This is a genomic window from Trichocoleus sp. ST-U2, from assembly GCF_039961875.1.
Lineage (GTDB): Bacteria > Cyanobacteriota > Cyanobacteriia > Cyanobacteriales > FACHB-T130 > FACHB-T130.
In genome coordinates, this window is record NZ_JAMPJY010000039.1 from 37,062 (window position 1) to 58,707 (window position 21,646).

Annotated in this window: 13 protein-coding genes; 9 read left to right on the forward strand and 4 right to left on the reverse strand. The window is 44.6% G+C overall.

Going from position 1 to position 21,646, the window contains the following annotated elements:
* Positions 1-152 precede the first annotated feature (152 nt).
* Positions 153-1,784: a GspE/PulE family protein gene (locus NC996_RS21420; protein WP_190686653.1), complete on the forward strand. Its 1,632-nt coding sequence runs from the start codon at positions 153-155 to the stop codon at positions 1,782-1,784.
* Between the two features lie 36 nt (positions 1,785-1,820).
* Here NC996_RS21420 and NC996_RS21425 read toward each other — a convergent pair whose 3' ends face one another.
* The 3 genes from NC996_RS21425 to NC996_RS21435 form a co-directional block, all read right to left on the reverse strand.
* Positions 1,821-2,279: a GNAT family N-acetyltransferase gene (locus tag NC996_RS21425; protein ID WP_339380364.1), complete on the reverse strand. Its 459-nt coding sequence runs from the start codon at positions 2,277-2,279 to the stop codon at positions 1,821-1,823.
* An 857-nt stretch (positions 2,280-3,136) separates the two neighbouring features.
* A complete protein-coding gene (locus NC996_RS21430) occupies positions 3,137-4,783 on the reverse strand; it encodes an SAM-dependent DNA methyltransferase (protein ID WP_190686655.1) in 1,647 nt (548 codons plus the stop codon).
* A 12-nt stretch (positions 4,784-4,795) separates the two neighbouring features.
* Entirely contained in the window at positions 4,796-5,758 is a 963-nt protein-coding gene (locus tag NC996_RS21435) for a XamI family restriction endonuclease (RefSeq protein WP_190686658.1), read from the reverse strand.
* Between the two features lie 406 nt (positions 5,759-6,164).
* Here NC996_RS21435 and NC996_RS21440 point away from each other — a divergent pair, with 406 nt between their 5' ends.
* From NC996_RS21440 to NC996_RS21450, 3 genes are read left to right on the forward strand one after another with little or no spacing between them, the layout of a single operon-like run.
* Positions 6,165-7,415: a MerR family DNA-binding transcriptional regulator gene (locus tag NC996_RS21440; protein ID WP_347277791.1), complete on the forward strand. Its 1,251-nt coding sequence runs from the start codon at positions 6,165-6,167 to the stop codon at positions 7,413-7,415.
* Between the two features lie 2 nt (positions 7,416-7,417).
* On the forward strand, positions 7,418-10,633 hold the full coding sequence (locus NC996_RS21445) for a hypothetical protein (protein ID WP_190686664.1): 3,216 nt from the start codon (positions 7,418-7,420) through the stop codon (positions 10,631-10,633).
* A gap of 20 nt (positions 10,634-10,653) precedes the next feature.
* Positions 10,654-13,542, forward strand: a complete 2,889-nt coding sequence (locus NC996_RS21450) for a DUF3962 domain-containing protein (RefSeq protein ID WP_190686666.1) — start codon at positions 10,654-10,656, stop codon at positions 13,540-13,542.
* Positions 13,543-13,629: 87 nt separating this feature from the next.
* Here NC996_RS21450 and NC996_RS21455 read toward each other — a convergent pair whose 3' ends face one another.
* Positions 13,630-14,598, reverse strand: coding sequence for a site-specific integrase (locus NC996_RS21455; protein ID WP_190686669.1), 969 nt, complete (start codon positions 14,596-14,598; stop codon positions 13,630-13,632).
* A gap of 540 nt (positions 14,599-15,138) precedes the next feature.
* Here NC996_RS21455 and NC996_RS21460 point away from each other — a divergent pair.
* From NC996_RS21460 to NC996_RS21480, 5 genes are all read left to right on the forward strand, one after another.
* Positions 15,139-15,264: a hypothetical protein gene (locus NC996_RS21460; RefSeq protein WP_277879755.1), complete on the forward strand. Its 126-nt coding sequence runs from the start codon at positions 15,139-15,141 to the stop codon at positions 15,262-15,264.
* A 417-nt stretch (positions 15,265-15,681) separates the two neighbouring features.
* Positions 15,682-17,469 (forward strand): helix-turn-helix transcriptional regulator, encoded by a 1,788-nt coding sequence (locus NC996_RS21465; RefSeq protein ID WP_348260020.1) that lies wholly within the window; start codon positions 15,682-15,684, stop codon positions 17,467-17,469.
* Positions 17,470-18,171: 702 nt separating this feature from the next.
* Positions 18,172-20,310, forward strand: coding sequence for a hypothetical protein (locus tag NC996_RS21470; protein ID WP_190686674.1), 2,139 nt, complete (start codon positions 18,172-18,174; stop codon positions 20,308-20,310).
* A gap of 156 nt (positions 20,311-20,466) precedes the next feature.
* Positions 20,467-20,742, forward strand: coding sequence for a hypothetical protein (locus tag NC996_RS21475; RefSeq protein WP_190430003.1), 276 nt, complete (start codon positions 20,467-20,469; stop codon positions 20,740-20,742).
* A 690-nt stretch (positions 20,743-21,432) separates the two neighbouring features.
* A partial coding sequence (locus NC996_RS21480) for a fertility inhibition FinO-like protein (protein ID WP_190686677.1) occupies positions 21,433-21,646 on the forward strand: 214 nt, incomplete at its 3' end.

Consider the following 21,646-nt stretch of genomic DNA (forward strand, 5'->3'; position numbering starts at 1 on the left):
GCCGTTTTTCAATCCTATCCAACGGCTTTCCTGGGCTAAAACAAGGTGTGCTTGGGTGAGTTTTGAGGTTGGGTAAGCGCGATTGCCCTTTTTACTAAGAGGGCAATCGCGCTTTGAAATTTATGGAAAAAAGTGCGGAACCCTAAAAAAATATGCAGACTTCTATTACTTTTCCCTCCGCTTGGCAACAGTTAAAAAGTCATAAAATTACCTGTGAGGAAGCCGTAAAGCTTTTGGTGGACGAGCAAGGAGTCGTCAACCTTGATTTGCTAGATTCAGAAGTTAACTTGCGCTTTTTTCGGAAAGCTTCTAATCGCCAATCTTTCCCTCCCCTCATGCCCTTATTGCTCTGGCGTAACTGCTACTACTTAGGCAGTACAGTTGCTCTAAAAGAAGAGGAGGTCAAAAAGCTAAGCCACTGCACGCTCACCGATATCAAAATAATTCCGATTGCAGAGAAAAGCTATCGCGCTTGGTATGTCACCCAAACCTTCAACATTAATAGCATCAGCGCCACCTCTCTAATCAATCCTCTTACAGGAGAAGCCGAACCAGAAGACATCACAGAAACTACAGAACTTTGTCTATCACGAGCTGCTGACCAAATCGGGCGTGTAAAAACCATTATTTCTGGTGCCTTACGCAATCGAGCAAGCGATATCCATTTAGAACCAATGCCAGAAGGTTTACGGGTACGTTATCGCATTGACGGCGTTCTGCGGAACATCACCACTCTACCGCTAGATGTAAGTCGAAAAGTCGTGGTTACTCTCAAAGTTATGTCAGAAATGGACATTTCTGACAGCCGTCGCCCCCAAGATGGACGAATTGGGGAGAAGTATGCTGCTGGTGAGTTGTCTGATGTGGGATTAGATATGCGAGTTAGTACCCTTCCCTGTGTGGGCGGGGAAAAGATAGTAATTCGCTTACTCCCTTCTCGAAATCCTTACACGGATATGAATAAACTCGGCTTCTCCTCATCTAGCCTGGAAACATACACTAGATGGTTAAGTCAGCCACAGGGAATGATTATTCTCACGGGTCCTACTGGTTCGGGTAAAACCAGCACCCTTTACACCAGTCTGCAAGAGGTGGCAAAAGAGTCGGTCAATGTAGTTACAGTAGAAGACCCAGTAGAGTATGTGTTACCTGGTATTACCCAAACTCAGGTTCACGAAACTGCTGGAATGACCTTTGCAGCCGGTTTAAGGGCAATTCTGCGTCAAGACCCAGATGTGATTATGTTAGGAGAAATCAGGGATGCAGAAACTGCTGAGACAGCAGTTAGAGCTGCCTTAACTGGACATTTGGTGTTTACAACTCTGCATACTAATGATGCAGTGGGAGCGATTCCCCGGCTGAAAGATATTGGTCCTGACCCTGGTTTAATTAGCGATGCTTTATTAGGAGTGGTTGCTCAACGTTTGGTGCGTCGGGTTTGTCCTCACTGTACAGAACCTTATACGCCCATAGAGAAGGATTTGCGGCTTTTGGGTATAGAACCGACTGCTTCCACTACATCTGGCTGGCGCAAGGGAAAGGGGTGTCCCAAGTGCTTCCATTCCGGCTATATGGGGCGGGAAGCGATTGTAGAACTGCTGGATATCGATCATCAGGTGCGATCGCTTATTTACGATGGAACAATGACGGCACTACATCGCTATCTTAGGGAGAGTAACTTTATTTCGTTTGGGATGGCAGCTGCTCAAAAGGTAACAACTGGGGTAACGACGGTAGAAGAAGTGCTACGAGTGTTACCCCACAGTGCTTTATCCCGAAAATAATGAAGCGTCAATTGGGCGGAAAAACTTGGGGGTGGGCTAAACTGACAAGTCATCAGAAGACGTAGATCGCTCAGTTAGCGCCTGATCCAAGTTCTTCTCCAATCCGGGAAAATTACTTTCTTTGTCTGTATAAACTTCATAAAATATTTTGGTATCAATAACTACACAAAGTTTTGATTCAAGTTTCTGTGTAGAAGCAGTCGAAAATAGGTTTTTATGACCGTTGTCGAACCACCAATATGTGAGTCGCTTTCCATCCTTACTCCTTCCTTTTTTCTCATGTTTGGCAACAAAACCTAGCCGAGACCACATTTTTGCATATTTAAAATCCCGACGGCAATGTAACCCAATCCCATTAGATTCTTTGGCTACTTGTTTAAGGTAATCAATAAGGAATTTGGCTACCCCTTTACGGCGGTGTGCTGGAGCGACACACAGATGAACTAAGCTATGGCGATTGAATTTTTGGGCATACCGATATAACACATAGCCGATGCACTCCGCTTAAGAATCGAGAGCTACAAATATATTCCCGCGTCTCGCATGATCAATAAAAGCAGTATGACCAAGAAAGCCAAGAGTCTTTTTATTGGCATCCCCCAGTGCTATGACAGTTTGTAAATGTGGGGATTTCTCGTCAATTACTTCAATTTTCACTTTCAATATCTCTCTGCTTATAATTGGGTGTCTCTGCATCGTGCTTGAGAGTAAGTCACTACCTCTCAAGTTCAGAATACCCAACATCCATATTCTGATTACGCCCCACGTGGAATGTTTGATTGAGAGCCTGATTGTTGGGTTGGTTCCATCGGGTGGGCGGCTTGAATGTCTAGGTCAAGGTTCGGATGCTCGTCATCGGAAGAAATAGGTACTGCTCAGCTATGCGAGTACCTATTTAAGCTTGAATTCGGGTCTGCTTTCTCAGTATGGCAACCAGGGGTTAGGAGTTTAAAATCACAGAAAAAGCGCCCAACCCGCGTCCCCTCATCAACATTGGGCAACCATAGAACTCTACGTTGCCGCACCACGGGCGAGGAAAGCTTTGAGCTGGTATAATACCTTGGGGTTTGGTATCCCGTTACCAACCAGCCTAGTAGCCACGGAACTCTAGTCATGGCTCTCGCGAGAAAGCTGCCAAGTCAATTTTCAGTGGAATACGACGCCCGCGCCACAACTTACGAGAGGGACAGAAATCAACCCTTGTGTTTGAGTGGGCATTGGTATCCATAAGGCATGGAAATTCTGAGATGGGGAAAACGTCATCAGGCTGATTCCTGAACTACTTCTGGAGGAGTATGTGGAGCAACTGGAGTGACTCAGTAGGGAGGAAAAAGACGATGAATGAACTCCAACTACAGTAACGGCTCCGACAGTGGATTTGCTACATAGCTTAAACTTGGTAAAATCTCAAGAAATTTCTCTGCGATCGCGTTACCCAGTTCCTTCGGCTCCAGCTTATGCAGTCCACCCCCATACACTCGACCCTCACCCATCAGTGTCTCATCATCCATCTGATTGAGAGCCTGCCACACCAACCGTAGCAACTCAGGCTTCTTCAAGAGTGCCTTCTCCAGAGCTGGTTTCGGATACAACATCAAGTAGACATTGGTTGCCGTCGCCATTGAGTGATTCAGGATAAATCGGAAGGGTCTACCTCTGCTGGTGTTCTGACGCCCCATATAGGTGCAGAGGAAAGGGGAAGGCGGACGCTTTTCCTGCAAGTACCAAGGGGAGCGATGCTTGCACAGGTAGCGATCGCTAATTCCATTCTCTACTCCCATCTGGAAATATTTCCAAAGCGACGGATACTTGGCTTTCACCTCGTATAAAGGCAAGTTGCACGTCAGCAGGAATAGCTTGCTTTCCTTCATGGGATTACCAACACTATCAGCTTCAATCTCATCAACTGATAAAAACCGGGGACTCGGCAGAATCGGCTTTAAGAACTCAAGAGGCAGTTGGTGAGTAGAAACTTGCTCTGGTGTCAGCACGAAGAAATGGTTAGCTCCAGTCGCCAAACCCCGTTTAATCGTGAATAAATCTGACAATTTCAACGGCAGAAATTCGGAATTTCTGCCATCAGGGGAAAGCGGCATTCCCTCAGTAGAGGCGGTGTCCTTAAGCTTCAACTGCTGACTATTGGAATTCCTGTTACTATACCCCAGCCCAAACCTAGTCCACTTGACCGTATGGCGTAGCACCTCCACTGAAACCAACTCTCTCACTTTTGGTGCTGTCAGACTCCCGCCATAAGTGAACTCAACAGCATGATTTACTGGTGGCAAAGCCTTCCTGAACCAAACAACTGCACTAGACACCAGTGCATCTTCAAACTGCACATCATCAGGATAAAAACGATGAACGCGCAGCAAGGTAACGCGATTGAGCAGGTACTCTTTTACTTGCTGTCCATAATTCACATCCATAAACCCGCTGGGGATTAGCCACCCAGCCAGAGCATCAGAAGCCATCCAGGGATCTGAAAGACAGAGGAAGTGGCAGTAGAGTCCGGCTAACCCGCTCAGCTTTATACCGGATGTCTGCTCCGTTGCCCTTTTGAGCCGCAGCTTCTCAAGCTTGGTCAAATGATGATGTCGGACATACGGCGGGTTGCAAATGAGCAAGTTAGCTAGAGCTTCGTCACAGTTGGGAGGTTTAGCTTGGGTGAAGTCAGCGATAGAGAGTTGTAGCGGCGTGTCACCCCAAAGCTTAATCGCTTCATCCCCGTAGTGCGGATCAATTTCGTAACCTACTGCCGAAACAATTTGTGATAACGAAAATCGCTGCAATAATGCGGAGTAGAAAGAACCAGTACCAAAAGCCGGGTCAAGAAAACGAATCTTGAAGTTTGATGGTAATAGCCCTCTGGCATATTCCAGAATGTCTGTTGCCAGTGCCGTTGATGTGGCAAACTGACCAAGCTGATTTCGCTCAGTTTGGGTTTTGGCAGAATCAAGTTGCTTATTTAGCAATGCTCGTGTTAATTCAGTCGTTGACATTCCGCTTATGTTTTACACTCCAAACAACGCCAAGTCATCAATGCGATGTTCCCACACCCAGTCAATTCCTTCAGCTGCTTCATAGCCCAAATAGCCACTATCAAAGTAACCGCAAAGGAACAGAATAAAACGAATATTATTGCCGTAGTTGAGTCTTAATTGAGCGACTTTAATGGCTTCTTCTTTGCGTCGCTTGTTGGGATTGGTATAGTCCCCAGCGGATTTTGCTTCAATCAGTAACGGTAAGTCACTAGGGCTGGACTGAAGCGGCTTAATTACAGTGTCAATCGGGATATTAACCTGTTTAATGCCTCCCTGTAAGCTCACCGGAATATTGAGGCGAAACGAGAAAGTTCCAGGCTGCATCGTCTGAAAGCTTAACCCAGCTCCTCCCCTAATGTATGAATAGCCATGCTGTTCCAGCCACTGCCTAATTGTAGCCAGCTGTCTGCGCTCTTGGGCATTGCGAACAATGGGGTCAGCAAGCGCACCACATAGACGATCTGCAACAATTGTCGCTGCTCGGTGAACTTGTGTATCGGTCGGTTCCTGCCCCGTGTCCAACCATGAAAAGATGTCTTTGTCTGCCAGTCTTGCAATGATTTGACTAATTTTATGAAGTTCAGCATCAACTAATGTACTGCTCATCCGGGGTGGAATTCGCTGTTTCTCTTCCATGTTTTTGACAAGGTTGGGCGGAACTCCCGCTAGACCAATCAGGCGATCGCGGGCGATAGGCGGTGCTGTCGCCATGCGTAGGATGGGCAGAACTTCTGGATGTTGCCGTAACACAGCGGGTGTGATGTTGGTGAGATTAGCTGTCCGGGCTAAGGCGGATTCGACAGAGATAGTGGTGGCAATGCGAGTATCGCGGTATGCGGTGGGAGCGAACTGCATGAACCAACTGTTGTAGAAGTCTACTGACTGGGCGATATCTGGCTTCCACAAGTGGGGTTTATCGGCATTGACTGACACTGCGTTCCCTCTACATGACCTGAGTGAGACAACCCTTGATTCTCGCCTGATTTCAGTCGGTATTGTCCATTCAGAGGTCACAATCACTGTTATTTACTTGTCTTGGAGGCGGATTAGGCTGTCTACAGGATGTGTTCTCGCTTCGCTGGTTGGGGTTGATGGAAAGAGGCGATCGCGCTAAACATGACGGGGAATTTTTTCTTTGAGACACATAGCCACTTTGAGCGTCGCCGGTGGAAGACAAGCGTCGCGCTGGCATTCGTCCTGGGGGGTCACGTTTCTAGAAGAGAGCCATCTAGGTGAACAACACCCAATGCCGCCAAACTACTTAACAAATTTTCGGATAAATATCTATGCAAATCTAGATATGCAAATATAGTATAGGAGCAGAGTTGAGGGAAAACCAATTTCAGAGTTTGTTAGTCCGAAAGAAGCATCGGAGCGCCTTGGGGTTAGCGTGGATACTCTCAGGCGTTGGGAGGCGGCGGGAAAGATTAAGGCTATGAGGACGCCAACAGGACACAGAAGGTACGACATGACTTCATTAGTTACGGGTAGCGAGGAAGTCCAAACGCTTGAAAACGGGAGTCTGCTAGGAGAGGATACGCTGCAACAGATAGCCAAGGGTTTATGTGAGTATGAACAGCAAATCCCCAAAAGCCTCTGGGCATATCCGGCTGCCTTGCAATTAGGGGTAGAGAAGCTGGCACTTGCTTGTTTAATAGCGGGAGTGCGTCAACCGATACAAGGAGTTCCTGATTTTGTTTCCAGATGGGCACAGCTCCCCTTAAAAGATTGGGATATAGAAATTCCTTGCCCTGAAGAATGGCTCGATAAGAAACTGATAGAAGACCAGAAACCAAGCGGGTTTTGTATTGAAACAGCAGGGGAATACTTCGATGAATGGGGGAATTTCCAAAAGAAAGTGATTAATGAGGTAATGACTAAAGCTGCACAAAACCCTGAACTATATACGAGTTTTAGGAAGTATTTTATTGAAAACCCTGTAGTAACAAAGGGACAAATCTTTGTTGATAGTGCAGTAGATTTTAAGCCAGTGCAAGACCTTCTGATAAATAGCTATGAAAAAGCTCCAGAGTCTTACAAGTTAGGTGAAAAATTTTACTGTTGCGGTCATTGTGGTGGTCTAATGTATCTGACCAAACATGATGAATTAAAGTGTGAAAATAAACATTGTGATAAAGAAAAAAAGAATCCTGTCCCTTTAGCCGATAATCAGTATGATGAAATCTTCTGGCTTAAGAAGGATTTGCGATATTTTATTCATCGTCCTGGGAAAGCAGAACTCAGGCTAGAAGAGAGATTAAAACAGTTAAACCTACTAGAAGTTAAGTTATATCCAGAACTCGACCAATATGACTTACATTTAGTTTTTCCAGATGGAACAGTCTGGGCAGTTGACGTAAAGTTTTGGGAATCTGCATATAACTTAGCAAAAAAAGTCAATCAGCCTATTCGTAAACTCAAGCATCAGCCCTACGATGAATCCTTTTTTGTCTTTCCTGATGAACTGAAAAGTTATGGTCAGGAGTACATTCAAGAATTCAGGGGTTACTGTACCGTGCCGCTCAAGAAATCTCAGGTAATGTTTGAAGGCTCATTTGTACAGAAAGTTATCAAAAAACTAGGAATTTAAAAATGAGAAATACTGCTCAATGGTATGCATCTCTTAAAGATGATTTAGATAAAGATTTATGTGAGGTCGAGTTAGGGCTGTACTTGTTGAGCGTCTTGGTTCCTGACGCTAATGCTGACAGTCTGTGGGTTCTACTGACTGGTTATCCTTCCTCGCATCCAGAATGCCAAAATTGGACGGAAAATCAGTATCGAATGTTGGCGATCGCTCGTCATCTCTTGCCACACTTCGATAGTCCATTTATCTGGAAAGAAGCCCTACAGCGTTATCGATACTTTCCGTCAGATATTCGTGGGTATGAAGTTTATGAAGAAGGGGAATCTTGGGAATATCTAAGGCGAACCAATATTACAGTTGCCAATCACCGATTCCAGATTTATAACGATGCCTTAAATAAGTCAGTAGAGTTATCACAAAGAAAGGCGCTTGCCTGGGCAAAAGCTGGAAATTATAAGTGCGAAGTAAAAGGAAAAAAGGAAACCGTTGCAATATCGCCTCTGATTGCTAATTTTCAACGTCCACCAAGTCACAATGTAGCTGGTGTGCAACTGAGGAATCCGCTACCAGTATCTTGGGCTGAACTTAAGAAAACAGCCGAATGGATGGATGAGCAAAGGCGTAATAGGGGACTAAACCCGGAGTGGGTAAGCCGTTTTAGTAAAGTCAAGTTACAGGTATTTAATGACACCCAAGAATTAGTTGAAGCTAAGACTTTAACCATCAATAGAATACTGCATTTAGTAGGGATGGTGTCATCCGGCAAGTCCAACTTAATGAAAGTTTTGGCAGTCTATGCGTGGCGTAAGAAATTGCACGTCACGCTGGTAGTAGCGGATGTGCTACAAATCTTTGAGTTGACTAAGATGTTTGCCGAAGTTGGAATTACTGACGTGGCTCCTATTTTGGGGAGTTCCAACAAAGCCAGCCACTTAAATAGATTACACAAAGCCGTTTACAACTCTCATCCAAATGAAGCTTTTAACCAAGACCATCCGGGGTTCCAATGGCTGAGTAATACTTGCCTATTGACACCTTCAGTTAAGCCTGAGATGACTACATCATTTGAAATTGGTACGCAGCCATGTTTTAACTTGGAACCTATAGAGACAAACAATGAAGAAGAATCAGAGCCATCATCCAAGAACAAAGCTTGTCCAGCTTACGGTGTATGTCCCTCTCATAAAAAAGACTGCGATCCAGTTAACGCTTCTATCTGGATTGCCACACCAGGAAGCTTAGTTTATAGCAGGGTTCCACGAGCAATAAACCGAGAGAGCATCCTGTATTTTGAATTGGTTTGTAGGCGCAGCGATTTGGTCATCGTGGATGAAGTTGACCAACACCAAGCCTATCTGGATAAAGCATTTAGCCCTGATAAGACATTGTGCAGACCTGCTAGAGATGCTTGGTTGAACAAGCTTCACGATTATGTTGAAGCCAAATTGAAGCATGAAAAGTCAATACTTCTTGAGAATGAGATTGTCTCAGATTGGTGGGACGCTTGCCGTATAGCCAACGGAACAGCCGATAAAATATACCACCTATTGAGCAATGAAAATGACTTAGCTAAATGGCGAGACTCCAAGCATTATTTTACGGACTGGCTATTGTTGCGAGAGGTCGCTACGTTACTAACAATAACAGACCCGGATAATAATGCAGAACAATCTCAACAATGCGATGCCTTAATGAAGGGTACGTTTGAGCCATACATCAGAAATTTAGACAACGAGCATAATCCCTTATTTCCGTTGGCGAAAAAAGACAAAAAACGTGCAGCTATTCAGCAATGGGTTCAGCAAACTGCAACTGTTGCCTTGTCCCCGGAAAAAATCAAGGAAATTGCCGTCAAACTAGAGTTTGCCTTGCTAGTTTGTGTTCTGCAAAGCAAGCTCTCCTTTATGATGAGCAAATGGCGACAGGTGCAAGGAATCCTCAATCTGGATACATCAGATTCAATGTGGTTTGATGCTCCCCCACCAGACTTTAATGCGGTTATTCCAGCAATGCCAATGGGGAATCAATTGGCGTTTCAGTACCACAAATCCTACAGAGAGTCATTAGGCAGCTTACAGTTTTTCCGCTGCACGGGCGTTGGACGTTGGTTGTTACTGCATTTTGATGAATTATTCAAAGGAGATAATATTGCCAGTCCGCACCTATTGCTAATGTCGGGAACAAGTTGGGCGGGAAAATCCCCTGCATACCATGTTGATATACCTGTTTTTGGAGTGCTTGTACCAGATACATCAGAGGAAATAGTCATAACCTCAAAGTTTTTAAAATTTTCTGATAAGCATCAAAACCCTATCTCTGTGTCGGGAGCTGGAGATAATAAGCGTCGTAACCTAGAACAAATTGTTACCAATTTAGTAAAAGAAGACTATCTAAATGACAATATCAAAGAATTGAAGGGTAGAAAAATCTCATTAATGGTTAATAGCTATAAACAAGTTAGGTGGGTTTATGATTGCCTAAAAAATTTAGGATGGGAAGATAATATCGTAGCTCTTTCTCCGGATGATGAAGACTCGGAAATTTGGGACGACAACCCAGAGAATTATAAGTTGTTGCAACGGGGGCGTTCGCCGGATTTTGCTACAAGACCTGAAGCAATTCTGATTAGTCCAATCAAAGCATTTGAGCGAGGGCATAATATTGTTGATGAGAATGGAATCGCGGTAATTGGAGCGGCTTACTTTCTAGTTTTACCTCACCCTGTTCCTGACGATTTATCTTATGCGATTCACTCCATCAACCGTTGGGCGATCGACAATTATAAAACGGCAACAGGGGAAACATTAAAGAAACTAGGTAAGGAGTTTCGCGACGCTGCGTATCGTCAATGGCTTCACCTGCTGCACCTCTCGCTGAAATTAAGGACTCTACCCGAAGAGGATCGAAAGGCTGTGCATTGGGATATTCTTGTTTCTCTTTGGCAGGTAATAGGGCGTCTGATTCGTGGCAATGCCAATGCACAAGTTTTTTGGTGTGACGCCAAGTTTGGGATAAATACCGCTAGAAACCAAGATGGTAAAGAAGATATTGCTGCCAGCAGTGTCATTGTGGGGATTGTAAATTTACTGCGTCCTTATTTTGAAAATGACCCGCAAATTCCCCTACCCGATCGCTTGGTAGTGCAATCTCTCTACCGTCCTTTTTATCATGCGATCGCAAAAACTAAAAACCTTTCTGGTTTACCCCAAGTCAATCTCTAATTACTGATAGGTTATCCCTTATGGTATATCTAAAAATTCGTTTATGCGCTTTCAGATTAAAATCTGACTTACCCCTGCAAGGATTTTATGTGATGAATTTCCCTGAAGAAGCAAAGGAAGTCATCAGACGGATTACAGCCAAAAGGGATAAGACACCAATTGATAAAACAGCTCTTCCTGTCAAGTCCCTTTATAAAGGATTAAGACTAGTTCCTGGTTTAATTCACATTGGCAAAGTATCACCCAAACCAGAAGAGTTTTGGTTATACAGTCCTCACCAACTACCCCAAAAATATTTGTCAGCAATCTTGTCTTATTGGATAGATACAGAACTTCCCGACGAACCTTGCAATAGAAGGAAAATTGGCATCACTGCTCAGGAACGACAATTGGCAATGAGTTATCTGTCTGCTGACAAATTGGTTTGGGAAAAGAGAGAGGTATCCTATAAAAATCATTTTTTGACTCATCCAAATGGAACTGCTAACCTCTCTGGCAATGACTTTATTTTGTTGCCTCACATTCTAGCGACAGAACTAACCAAACCAGGACTAGAGTTTGAAGTGGATGGCAAAAAAATTCAATTTTACCGAACTATACCATCAAGTGGACAAGGAGCCGAGTTAATATCTTGGCAGCCATTAAATTACACAGAAGACGGACAAAGTTACTATTATTCAATAGTTTTAAAATTGAGGATGGTGCAGGAGCCTAATTTACATTACCCCCGACTAGATGTTAAGCCAAGCATTAGGCGCTGGCTCAGTATCAAGGATTCTAAATTGTCAAAGAGTCACGGCAGTAATGCTTACATCCGTGCCAAACTGAATTGGGGACAAGCACTAAATCCTGATGAGTTGACAGAATATTTCCTCTCTTGCCGGATGGTATTAAAGAACGGTGTAGCCGACTGGGATGAAAACTTAGCTATATTGCTGAAAAAATTAGACATTCTTTCGGTGACTCCGCAACAAATATTGGCTAATTCTTCTGAAGCTTTAATAGGTAATCCTAACATTGGCATTACCTATAAAGAAGGGATGAAACCCAAGCATAAAGTATCTAAAGGATTACCTACAGTTAATACTCACCAACTCTTAAGCAAAATAGCTGATGTATTAAAGGATTATTGGCAACCAATAGATTGTCAACGTAAAGATTATAAGACAAACAAGCAGTCAAGTCAGTTCTTTGACTTGAAAAAGCCAGAAAATAATTTTGACGAGCCTATTCTCAGGAAAAAAGCCGAAACTGATAAGCAATTTGCAGCCAGAAAAAAAAGACTGTTACGCAAACAGGAAACCGAACTGAAAAAATGTGTTAAGAAAAAAAGAGAGTCAGAATCAGATTACCAGTTGCGTCGCGAAGGACTCTTGAAAAAACAGGAGTTAGAGCATCTTAGCTGGCAACCAAATCTAGAAGAAACGGAAAAAGCTTTTCAGTTGAGGCTGGAGCAGTTTTATGAAGAACGTAGTAGCGAACAAGCAGCATTGCGGCGTGCAATTCGTTCATCCGTTGGCGAACATTTAATAATTTGGATTTGGTACATCAATGAAGAGAATCTGGTAGAACGTCTCAAAGCTATAAAATACTGCTTAGGGTTGCCTGAGGCAGCACCGGGAAGTTACTCCTTTCCGGAAGGTTTAACAGTGGCTATCTGCGTACATGAAGTTGCTGGCTTAGCACAGCGCCTAGATTTATCTCCGGAATCCAAACCGAACAGTACAGAGCGAGGAATAGCTATAAAGAAGCGAAGGGATGAGATAGCTGCTCTTGTGCAGCCTGTTAAATCTAAACTACTTGGAAAAGTGGGAGTTTGGTTTGAACTTTATGAGAAAAATTATTGGAAATTTGTAGAAAAAGATAAAGAGGGTAAAGAAAATGAAAAAAAATCTTTGCTAGCACCTTGGGGAGACCCCAAAAGTTCTATTCGTCTTGGTTTTGCTGATGAGGGACTTGTCAGCCAATTTATTACTCCCGAACAAAAAAATTATTGCCAAAAAGCTATCTGTAGCTTGATCGACCTGTTGCGCTCTTTAGGAGTGCGAATGGCTCCATCTCACATAACACTTCCCAAGGTAAACAAAGATACCCCTATCAATGAAATAGGACTATGGCTAGTCAATCGAACTTCCGAAACTAGCGGTGATGGGAAACCCCAAGTAATTCCCGTCATTGTCAAAATGTCTTCTGTGACTGCTGAAATTAGTGCTATTTTTCCCGGTCTAGAATCATGGATACCCTATGATGAAGCCTTGACCCGCATAAACAAGGAGGGAGAAGGCTTTACCAATGACGATAAAGGTAAAGCTAAAATCCGAACATTTATTCAGGAGACTCTCAACAAGAAAGAGTTAAGGGGCAAGCCGACATTACTGTACTGTTTAGCTCAGAATATCCGTCAGCAATGGACGTGGCTACAGGACACACAAATTTCAGTCAAGGGATTATCGTTTGCCGAGCGAGACAAACCCGTTTTTGAGGAATTCGCTGGACTGCGTGTTATCCGGCTGCGCTCTGGGGATGAAACATCAGAGTGGTTTGGGATGGATGGGGAAAAAGTATCTGGATTTATTACTGGTCTATTCAAAAATCTAGACAATGACCGTGTATTTTTTAGTCTTGGTAATAAGTCTTCGACGATGAGTGACATTCCCAAAGATTTATCTAGGATAGAGCAGCCTGGGAAACCTTGGGTACATCCTTCTCTTGTGGAGATTGCCATAGGCTACTATCAAGAGGATGACAAGGATAACTTACTAGACTTAGCTGCGATCGCTCACGAATCCCGTCATGGAGTTTTGCAATATGAAGACTTCTTGGAAGTGCCTAGAGTCCTTCATTACGCTAAACAGATGGCTGATTATGTCCTCATGCTAGATGACGATGATGACGCATCTGATAACTGATGTATCTCGAACAAATGCATTCTCGCAGCGGGTGAGGAACTCCCGACATACGCCTCGTAAAGCGTGGGAGCCTGCCATAGTACTGGGCTATTTGGTAGTTCGACCTTTGCTAGGAATTGATAACTTCTCCACAGCTTTTCGTTTAGTTTCCTCTCCCCGACGGTCATATTTAGCCACCACCTCCGGCGAAGAGTGTCCCGCCAAAGCAGCCACCGTCACAATATCAACTCCCGCATCCAATAAATCCGAGCAAAACGTCCGCCGAAAATCGTGAGGAGAAAACGTATCTACCTCGGCTTCTTCTGCCCGTTTGCGAAGAATCATCAGCACTGCTTGGGGCGTCAGCGGTCTGATATGGATGCGACCCTGTTTCCAAGTAGGACACAACAGCGCACCCGGAGATCGTCCCCTGACCTTCAACCAATCTTCCACCAGTGCAATAGCATCGCTTGGAAGATACACCGTGCGGTTTTTCCCGCCTTTACCCCCCCGTACCTTCACTTCCCCCGTACTCGCCTTAAAATCTTTTAATTCTAAAAACACCACCTCAGCCCGACGCAACCCCACCCGAAGAATTGCAATCAAAGCCGCATCTCTAACACCCGCAGGCGTCGAATCATTATGGCACGCCTCAAATAACGCCGCGATTTCATCCTCGCTTAAGGCACGGCCCCTGAGTTCCGGATTGCTCCGAATCTGAGGTAAATCAATTGCCTTGGCATAAGCAGTCGCATCCATCAAATCCAGCCGCAGCGCTTCTTTAAGTACCCGTCTCAAGGCACACATCATCTTTCTGACCGTCTCCGGCTTTCGCGAGGCCAGTAACGCTCCCTGCACCGCTGCCGCGTGCTGATAGCGCAACGCCGCCCAATTGAGCGTCATCGCGTCGCACTGACCGTTCGTGAGCAGAGACGCGATCGCATCGAGGGACTGGCGCATCGTCGGTCGAGAGCCGGGAGCCAAAAGAGAAAGGTACACCGCTGCTGGGTGAAGCGTCAGAGGCAGCGGCTCGGTCAGTATCAACTCAGAGGTGTCCCAAGAGACAATCCGGGGCATAAATTTATTAGAACAACCCTTCTCGATAATACTCCCAATTGTCCGTCATGCTGTGCATTCAAGCCAATGTGGACGAATAAAAAAGTTATTCTGTGAAAAAGTTGTACGGCGAATAAAAAAGTTGTACAAAATTAGGACTGGCATCACCCACCACCCGTCGCCAATACACTCTCGAAGCTGGGAGCACCCGCTTATACACGAAGAGCCATTCAGGGGGAAAGCTTTGTGTGATTCATGTCCGGGATTGAGCGATCGCTATCGCTCAATCTTCTCCTTTTCGCAAGTGGCTCAAAAAGCCATTATTCCAACGTATTCCGGATTGGAGGAGAACAAAGCTCAAGCGCCAACTGACCGCTCCAGGTTTCCTGATGGCAAGTCACTTTAATCTACGCCGCCTCATCATATCGAGAAAATCACAAAGTCCGACAGATTTGAGTAACCGAATTGTTCGAGTCGCTCATGACCAGTTTAGCCATGTTGAGCAAGGAGGCATCTAGCTGGCGAGGGCGACCGCTTTTGTGACCTCTAGCTATTGGAACAATGAAGTTGGCAGGTGAGCAAGTTCGGCTTCATCGGTTTACCAGCTTTGTGCCGACACTTGAAGCAATAGGACAAATCGATAAGTTACCTTTCCTTGCAGGTCAGGGAGTTGGCTTGGTGCATTAGGTCAGATCATCGATACCATCATGACAGAAGCAGTAACTGCGCTATCACCAATTTTGCTAAGTAACTCAAAATAAGTTCCATCTAACAACCGCGTGTATCAGACTTACAAACCCCTTGGTACGGAGTTCAACCCATCGGCAGCCGGTGACGCTAGCCGTTAAACGTGACCATTTCTAAACATAAATTCTAGTGCGATCATTTTCCCTGTTATGTTGTACTCCTACATACTGAATCAGTTGGGGGCGCTTCTTACGTCAGGAAAATTTTACATTGACATTGGGTATCCTACCAAGCAAATCAGCATTGGGAAGCCCTTTGTAGTTAACTCGAATCCGACTGTAGCGGAAATTGGTCAAACGTTTAAAATTTCCTTAGCAACGTACTATCGGCACATTGCCCCCCGGAAGAAAACGGGTGATGCGCTCCCCCGTTGCGCTTTTTACCCCTTTGGGCAAAAATGCTGTTATAGAATCCTACAGCCTAATATCTATGACAGACAAAAATTATATTTATCAATATGCCGAAAAGCTACGCACAGCAAGTAACTTGAAACTTATAGTAATAAAACAGTTACTTATTGAAATATCATGCCAATATTTGTCGTGGACAATAAACCCCACAATACATGAAAAAAAAATAAATTTTCATTCTCTTAATTTATCGTGTGACCCAGTCATAGCTACAGCAAATATAGAGAAATTACTTGAAGAGTATTTTATAGATAAAGATTTTTGGACACAGAAAGCTGAATGGATTTTAAGTAGAATTGATGCTTGGGTAAAAGGCAACAAAAATCCTGAAGAATCAAAATTAATCTTCCGTCTCCAACGGGGTATATTAAAAAAGGACTCAACCCCAGAAGACCGTTTAATCGCCGTCTGTGCGATTGCTACCAGTCGGGAATTTATACAAAAATTTAGAATTCTCGAACTTTCACTAGAGGAATTGGAAAAACTGTTAGGTATCAAAGCTCCTGGAAACTTAACCTTAGTTCCAGAACCTCGATTGTATCAGAATTGTGATTTTGAAGCTTTTCCCACTTCAGCTCCTTACAGTACATGGTTTAGAGTTGCTCCTTATCCTCATAAGTGGCAAGAAAAAGGTATTCATTCTAAGTCATTCAGTAAGGGGCGTCTTGTTAAGATTCAAATAGTGGGGACAGATTTAAGAACTGGTAGGGAAACTATTTTAGAGGGAGATCCAGCCTGGAACATTATTAAATCTCTCAACTGGGACACTCTTAAGCTAAATTTAATCCTTTTAATGTATGCATTAAAAGCTAAAGGAAATTCTTTTATTGTCAAAGGAACGGATATCTTAAAAAGTTTTAATAATAAGCGGACAGATTTAAATATTGAAGTTAAACTAAGAAATCTAAAACAGCAATTTGAAATTCTTAGAACACAATCGGTAAAAGTATTATGGCATATAGGTAGCGGAGGAAGTCAACAAAATCTAAATTGTGATTTGGCAATAGAAAGCGCTGGCTTAGATGACATTTTAATGTGGATTGTACCTCACATTAGGTATCAAATTATGCCAGAAAAAGAGTTGTTTGTCGAAGTCATACCTGGTAAGGTTTTCTCTCTATTTTATGTCAATGATAATCAAGCAGGTCATCAAATCAGTTACCTTCCCAAAGAGATTATAGAGCTAGATACTTACAAATATTGGAGAGAACTAGCGATTGGAATTTACACACTTCTTGAATATCGTATCCGTCGGAACAGACATCACAGAATTGAAACAATTATTAGGGAAACAATACCATCAGATGAAATAGAAGCAGCTTTGAGCAATCGTGTTAAGGGAAGCAGACTGAAAAAGCGTATTCTTAAATGCTTTGACTTCTATAAAGCTAAAAACTGGAGTGTTACCCTAGATTTTCCCAGCGGTGGTTTTTCGGAGTTCTTAGAAGGGACAGTCGATATTATTCCGCGATCGCCTATTCCAGAATTGCAATCACGGTTAGAAAGACGAACTCAACCTAAGCCTGAGACTCCGAAGTTACAACCAGCCCCAAAAAATAGTGATTCTGGAAACTGGCTGCGAGAAGCCAGAACAGAAATGAAGTGGAGTATGGGTCAGTTAGCAAAATACTCCGGTGTAGATAAGAGCGTGATCTCTCGGATAGAACAGGGTAAGCGTAACGCAACTCCAGAGACAATGACCAAACTTAGACAGGCATTAGAGTCTGGCTCTTGACTAACCCTTGCAGAAGGCTCCAGAGATAATGACCAAACTCAGACAGGCATTAGAGTCTGACTCTTGACTAACCCTTGCAGAAGACTTTCGGAAAAAAAGTGTTGTCAGTTGGTCTAGAATCCTGCAACGTTTGCTCTAGAATCTTGTAACACCCAATTTTTATAACCTTTACACTGTAAAGGTTGTAGAGGTGTTGTCAACTCAAGATAAGTATTTTAGATCCAGATAAATTAGCTGACAACTCCAAGTTGCCAAGTTTTGGCAAAATTAGTTTATGCCAATATTTCCACTGGGATTTAACCGTGCCAAAGAGCAGGAGAGCTATTGATATGACAGACGAATAAATAAACAACCCCTGCTCGACTCACAGGACAAGGGTTATGCAAAAGACAAAAAATAAGGGAGTTCTATCCGCACAATCGGAGCAATTGACTGCACCGGATGCGCTTCGAGACTCCCCGACAAAAAAAACTTAATTAAACAGTGGTTGCGGGTAGAGCCACCAAACCAGACAGTACGGCTAAAAGTTTTTCGCCGACCAAGCTAATCTTTGCACCGTGCTGACTGCAAAAAACCAGTGGAATAACCCGCTGGTTCCATTTTACCAAGGTTTTAATCTATGCAGTATAGATTGAAAAAATCTTGGGTTAGGGGGCCTCTAACTCGCTCCACGCTTTGCGACACAAGCGTTGGAGTATTTTTATGGTTGCATCAGCTTCTAAAGCCGCTTCTAGGAAAAAGCTGCCTTTACCACCAGCCGACCCACTGGGAGCAAGATTTTGCGAATATTTTAATCACCCGTGGAATTTTCTATCAGCTCCCGTGCCAGAGCCGGGGAGTAAACCTCAGTGGACGACACAGAACCGCTACCCCCTCCAACCCCGCAATCTCTGGGCAACGTACAAAGACCCGAACATCATCCTAGGATTGCGATTTGGCAGCGAGACTCGCTACGCACTCATCGATATCGATAGAGGCAGCGACTACCACCCCGACAATGACCCAGAGAAATTTCAATTAATCCTTCAAACAGCCGAGAAAATTGGGTTATGTCGCCACTTACCCGTCCAGTCCAGCAGTAGCGGCGGGTTACATATTTACTTCTTCTTATCAGAGCCAGTACCCACCCTAGGGTTAGCCAGTGCCATTAAATTCGCCCTCCTAGATGAAGGATTGCAACTAAGCGCCGGACAGCTAGAAATCTTCCCCAACGTCAAACCCTACAGCAAAGGAAAACCCACCAATTACAACGGACATCGCTTGCCCCTCCAAGTAGGCTCCTACCTGCTGGACACTGACCTCCAACCCCTCACCAACGACATCTCCCGCTTCCTGGACGTGGCTTCTATGCACGCCACAAAGCAGGATATGTCCGAGTTGAAAGAAGCGATCGCTGCCGCCCAACAACGTCAAAAACTCTCCTACCTCCCCCACACAACGAATAGGGCCGAAGTTTGGAAACGACACTTAGAAACTCGGATTCGCGAAGGTTGGACAGCCTCAGGGCAGACGAACGAATTCTTGAAAGACATTGGCACTTATGGTGTTGTATGGCTAGCCCTCAGCGGTCAACAACTCACAAACTACATTGAAAAGACCGCAATCAACGCCCCAGGTTATCAGCAATACTGCTCCCATCAACATGAAATTGGAGAAAGAGCAAGAGAATGGGCCGTTGCAGCAGAAAGCTTCTACTCTCCTTATTGCAGCTATCCAAAGCGGTCTCGTACATACTCTGACACATTCAATAAGGACACCAGCTCCGGCGCAGCCAACAACGCAGTACCGTTTGGCGAGCGCATTAACGAGCAACGTAGCACCCAAGCCCAAGAGCGGGTAAAAAACGCGCTCTCCCACCTAGATGCGACTAATACCCTGCCCACGGCTGCCACAGCAAGAGCTAAAGCCCTGATTGCCACAACCAAGCAACTTTTCGGAGTAACGATTAGTCACAAAACTTTATATAAGCCATCCTATTTAAACTTGTGGCATCCCAAATTCCACAATCAAAAGTGTGAAATAAACCAACCAGAGACAGTTTCAAACACTTCTACTGGGGCAGAAATCCTTCTAGTTGAGCCATTAGAAAACCTGATTGAAGAGCCAGAACCCTCATCTGGACAGGATTCTCAAGAAATTCCTACACCCCCCCCATATATGAAGGTTGTATGTGCACTGTCTGCCCCGGATGCCCCTCAAAGGCATCCGGGAGCAGCCGGATCTGATTCCAAAGAGGGGTACGGGGAAGAAAAAACTGTTGAGCCGTCTTCCAAAGAGGGGTACGGGGAGCAAAAAGCTGTTGAGCCGTCTTTTGGGGTGCCGTTGTTTATGCGGGTGAAGGTGAAGCGTCTTGAGTGGCAGCGAATACCGAAGAATCGGGGCAATATCGAGAGGTGGGTCAGAGAAACCCCAGGCGTGGTAATGACCTCTAACGGTCCCGTGCTAGAAACTAAAATTGTGCAAGCTGAAGTTGTGCAAACTGAAGTTGTGCAAACTGAAATTGTGCAAACTGAAATTGTGCAGCCGCCGCCTGCTTTAGAGGAGGAAGCGATTTCATCCTCCTCTCCCATGAGTGAAAATCCTCGCTTGATACCTGTTGGCGATAATCTTGACAACCCTGATTTATTGGAAATATCCCCTAGACAGAATGGCGCTGCACCTATTGGTAAAAAATGCCTGATTCAGCAAATTACGGGTACGCATTTAGACCAAACAATTGAATGGGTAGAGGCGGTGATGGTTTCAATCCCTAATCCCCCACGGCAAGGGTACTGGGCTTTTAAGTTGGACTCTGGGGAGTGGGTACCGATATTTGGTGAACAACAGTGGCGGCTGCTCTGATGATTGGCATATTTTAAGAAGCACGATTCCTTTCTCGTTCTCTGTACCAATTGGAGCAGCTCCAAAAATTGAAAAGTGTCAGTAGCGGCTCACAAATTGCTCCTGAGATAGTAGAAGAGGGCAGTAACTACCGTCAAACCTTATGAGTATCGGCTGGTGATAGACCGCTCTGGCAACCGTGCTGTGTTGATGGAAGTCCTTGCTCTTGCTCAGGAACGGCTTATTTTAGTTTGTCCGTGGCCCAACAATTACGCCGTTGATTCCGAAGTGATTCGGAAACATGAGGAACTAATGAAGCGCAAGGTCCACATCGCCATCGGCTGGGGACATCTAAGGCATATTAACAAGGCAAATTTTGGTTCTGGTTCAATGCGCCAGTGGCTTAAATCCAGTTCCATTCTCTACCGCGCCCTGCCAAAACTGGAGCTTTAGAACAGAAATATCCAGACTGATTCAAGCTAAAGCGACTGGGAACCTATGAGAAGTTTACCTTCGTGCGCGATCGCTCAGTTAAGTGGGGAAGACTAAATATGATAGACCACTCTACCGTCAGTAACGAGGTCTGCCACGAAACGCCCAAGGCAATGTGGAGAACGTCGATCTCCAGCACATCTAGTCTACTGGTACGGGTGGAATTAAGCTGATGTGCCCATAACAGTTAGGCTGATTGAGTTTCAAGGTCATCTCTTGAGCAGATCAAACAGATGATAAATCCTTACTTAGCTAAAAAGCGTGTTGATAAAGGATGCGAGCGCTTGTTTTATCTAGGCGAAATTTAGGGATACGAGCGCATATTTGCAGATGTGTGCCCTGACAAATTGACAGCGGTAAGAAGGGCGCTGGATAGAATAGGTTTATAAGTAAGATTTTGGCTGAAGTTCTTAGGAGGTTGACGTTGGTTCTAAAGAGAATGCCAGCCCGCTAGCAGGGAGATGGGACAGGGAAACGAGCGGCGGGAGTGTGTTTAACGCCTCACGGCATCTCTCGGTATAGTTACTAAGTTGGCAACCATTTCGGAGCGCCGAAATCTCGTGTTTAACCCCTTGCGGCATCTCTGGGTAAGTCACGGGTTTGCTGCACTTCCTACAGGGTTCAACACCTTACAGCATCAGTGGAGGATAGATGACAACTTCAGGAAAGCTTGAAATCACCATTAAAATCAGCGAATTTCCAGCCGATGTAAAAACGGTTGAGAATGGCTGGAAGTCATTTGAAATTGATTGTGACGGGCGGCTTGTCAGCGTTACTGTTAAACCGAAGGTCTTTAAGAAGCTAGAACAGGCACAAGCCGAGTACCCCATGTGGGTGGCGGCGATCGCTGGAAAGATGGGTCAAA

Coding starts and splice junctions, on each gene's coding strand:
- NC996_RS21420 (WP_190686653.1), top strand. CDS start 153: ATGCAGACTTCTATTACTTTTCCCTCCGCTTGGCAACAGTTAAAAAGT.
- NC996_RS21430 (WP_190686655.1), bottom strand. CDS start 4,783: ATGTCAACGACTGAATTAACACGAGCATTGCTAAATAAGCAACTTGAT.
- NC996_RS21445 (WP_190686664.1), top strand. CDS start 7,418: ATGAGAAATACTGCTCAATGGTATGCATCTCTTAAAGATGATTTAGAT.
- NC996_RS21450 (WP_190686666.1), top strand. CDS start 10,654: ATGGTATATCTAAAAATTCGTTTATGCGCTTTCAGATTAAAATCTGAC.
- NC996_RS21455 (WP_190686669.1), bottom strand. CDS start 14,598: ATGCCCCGGATTGTCTCTTGGGACACCTCTGAGTTGATACTGACCGAG.
- NC996_RS21460 (WP_277879755.1), top strand. CDS start 15,139: ATGAAGTTGGCAGGTGAGCAAGTTCGGCTTCATCGGTTTACCAGCTTT.
- NC996_RS21465 (WP_348260020.1), top strand. CDS start 15,682: ATGCGCTCCCCCGTTGCGCTTTTTACCCCTTTGGGCAAAAATGCTGTT.
- NC996_RS21470 (WP_190686674.1), top strand. CDS start 18,172: ATGGTTGCATCAGCTTCTAAAGCCGCTTCTAGGAAAAAGCTGCCTTTA.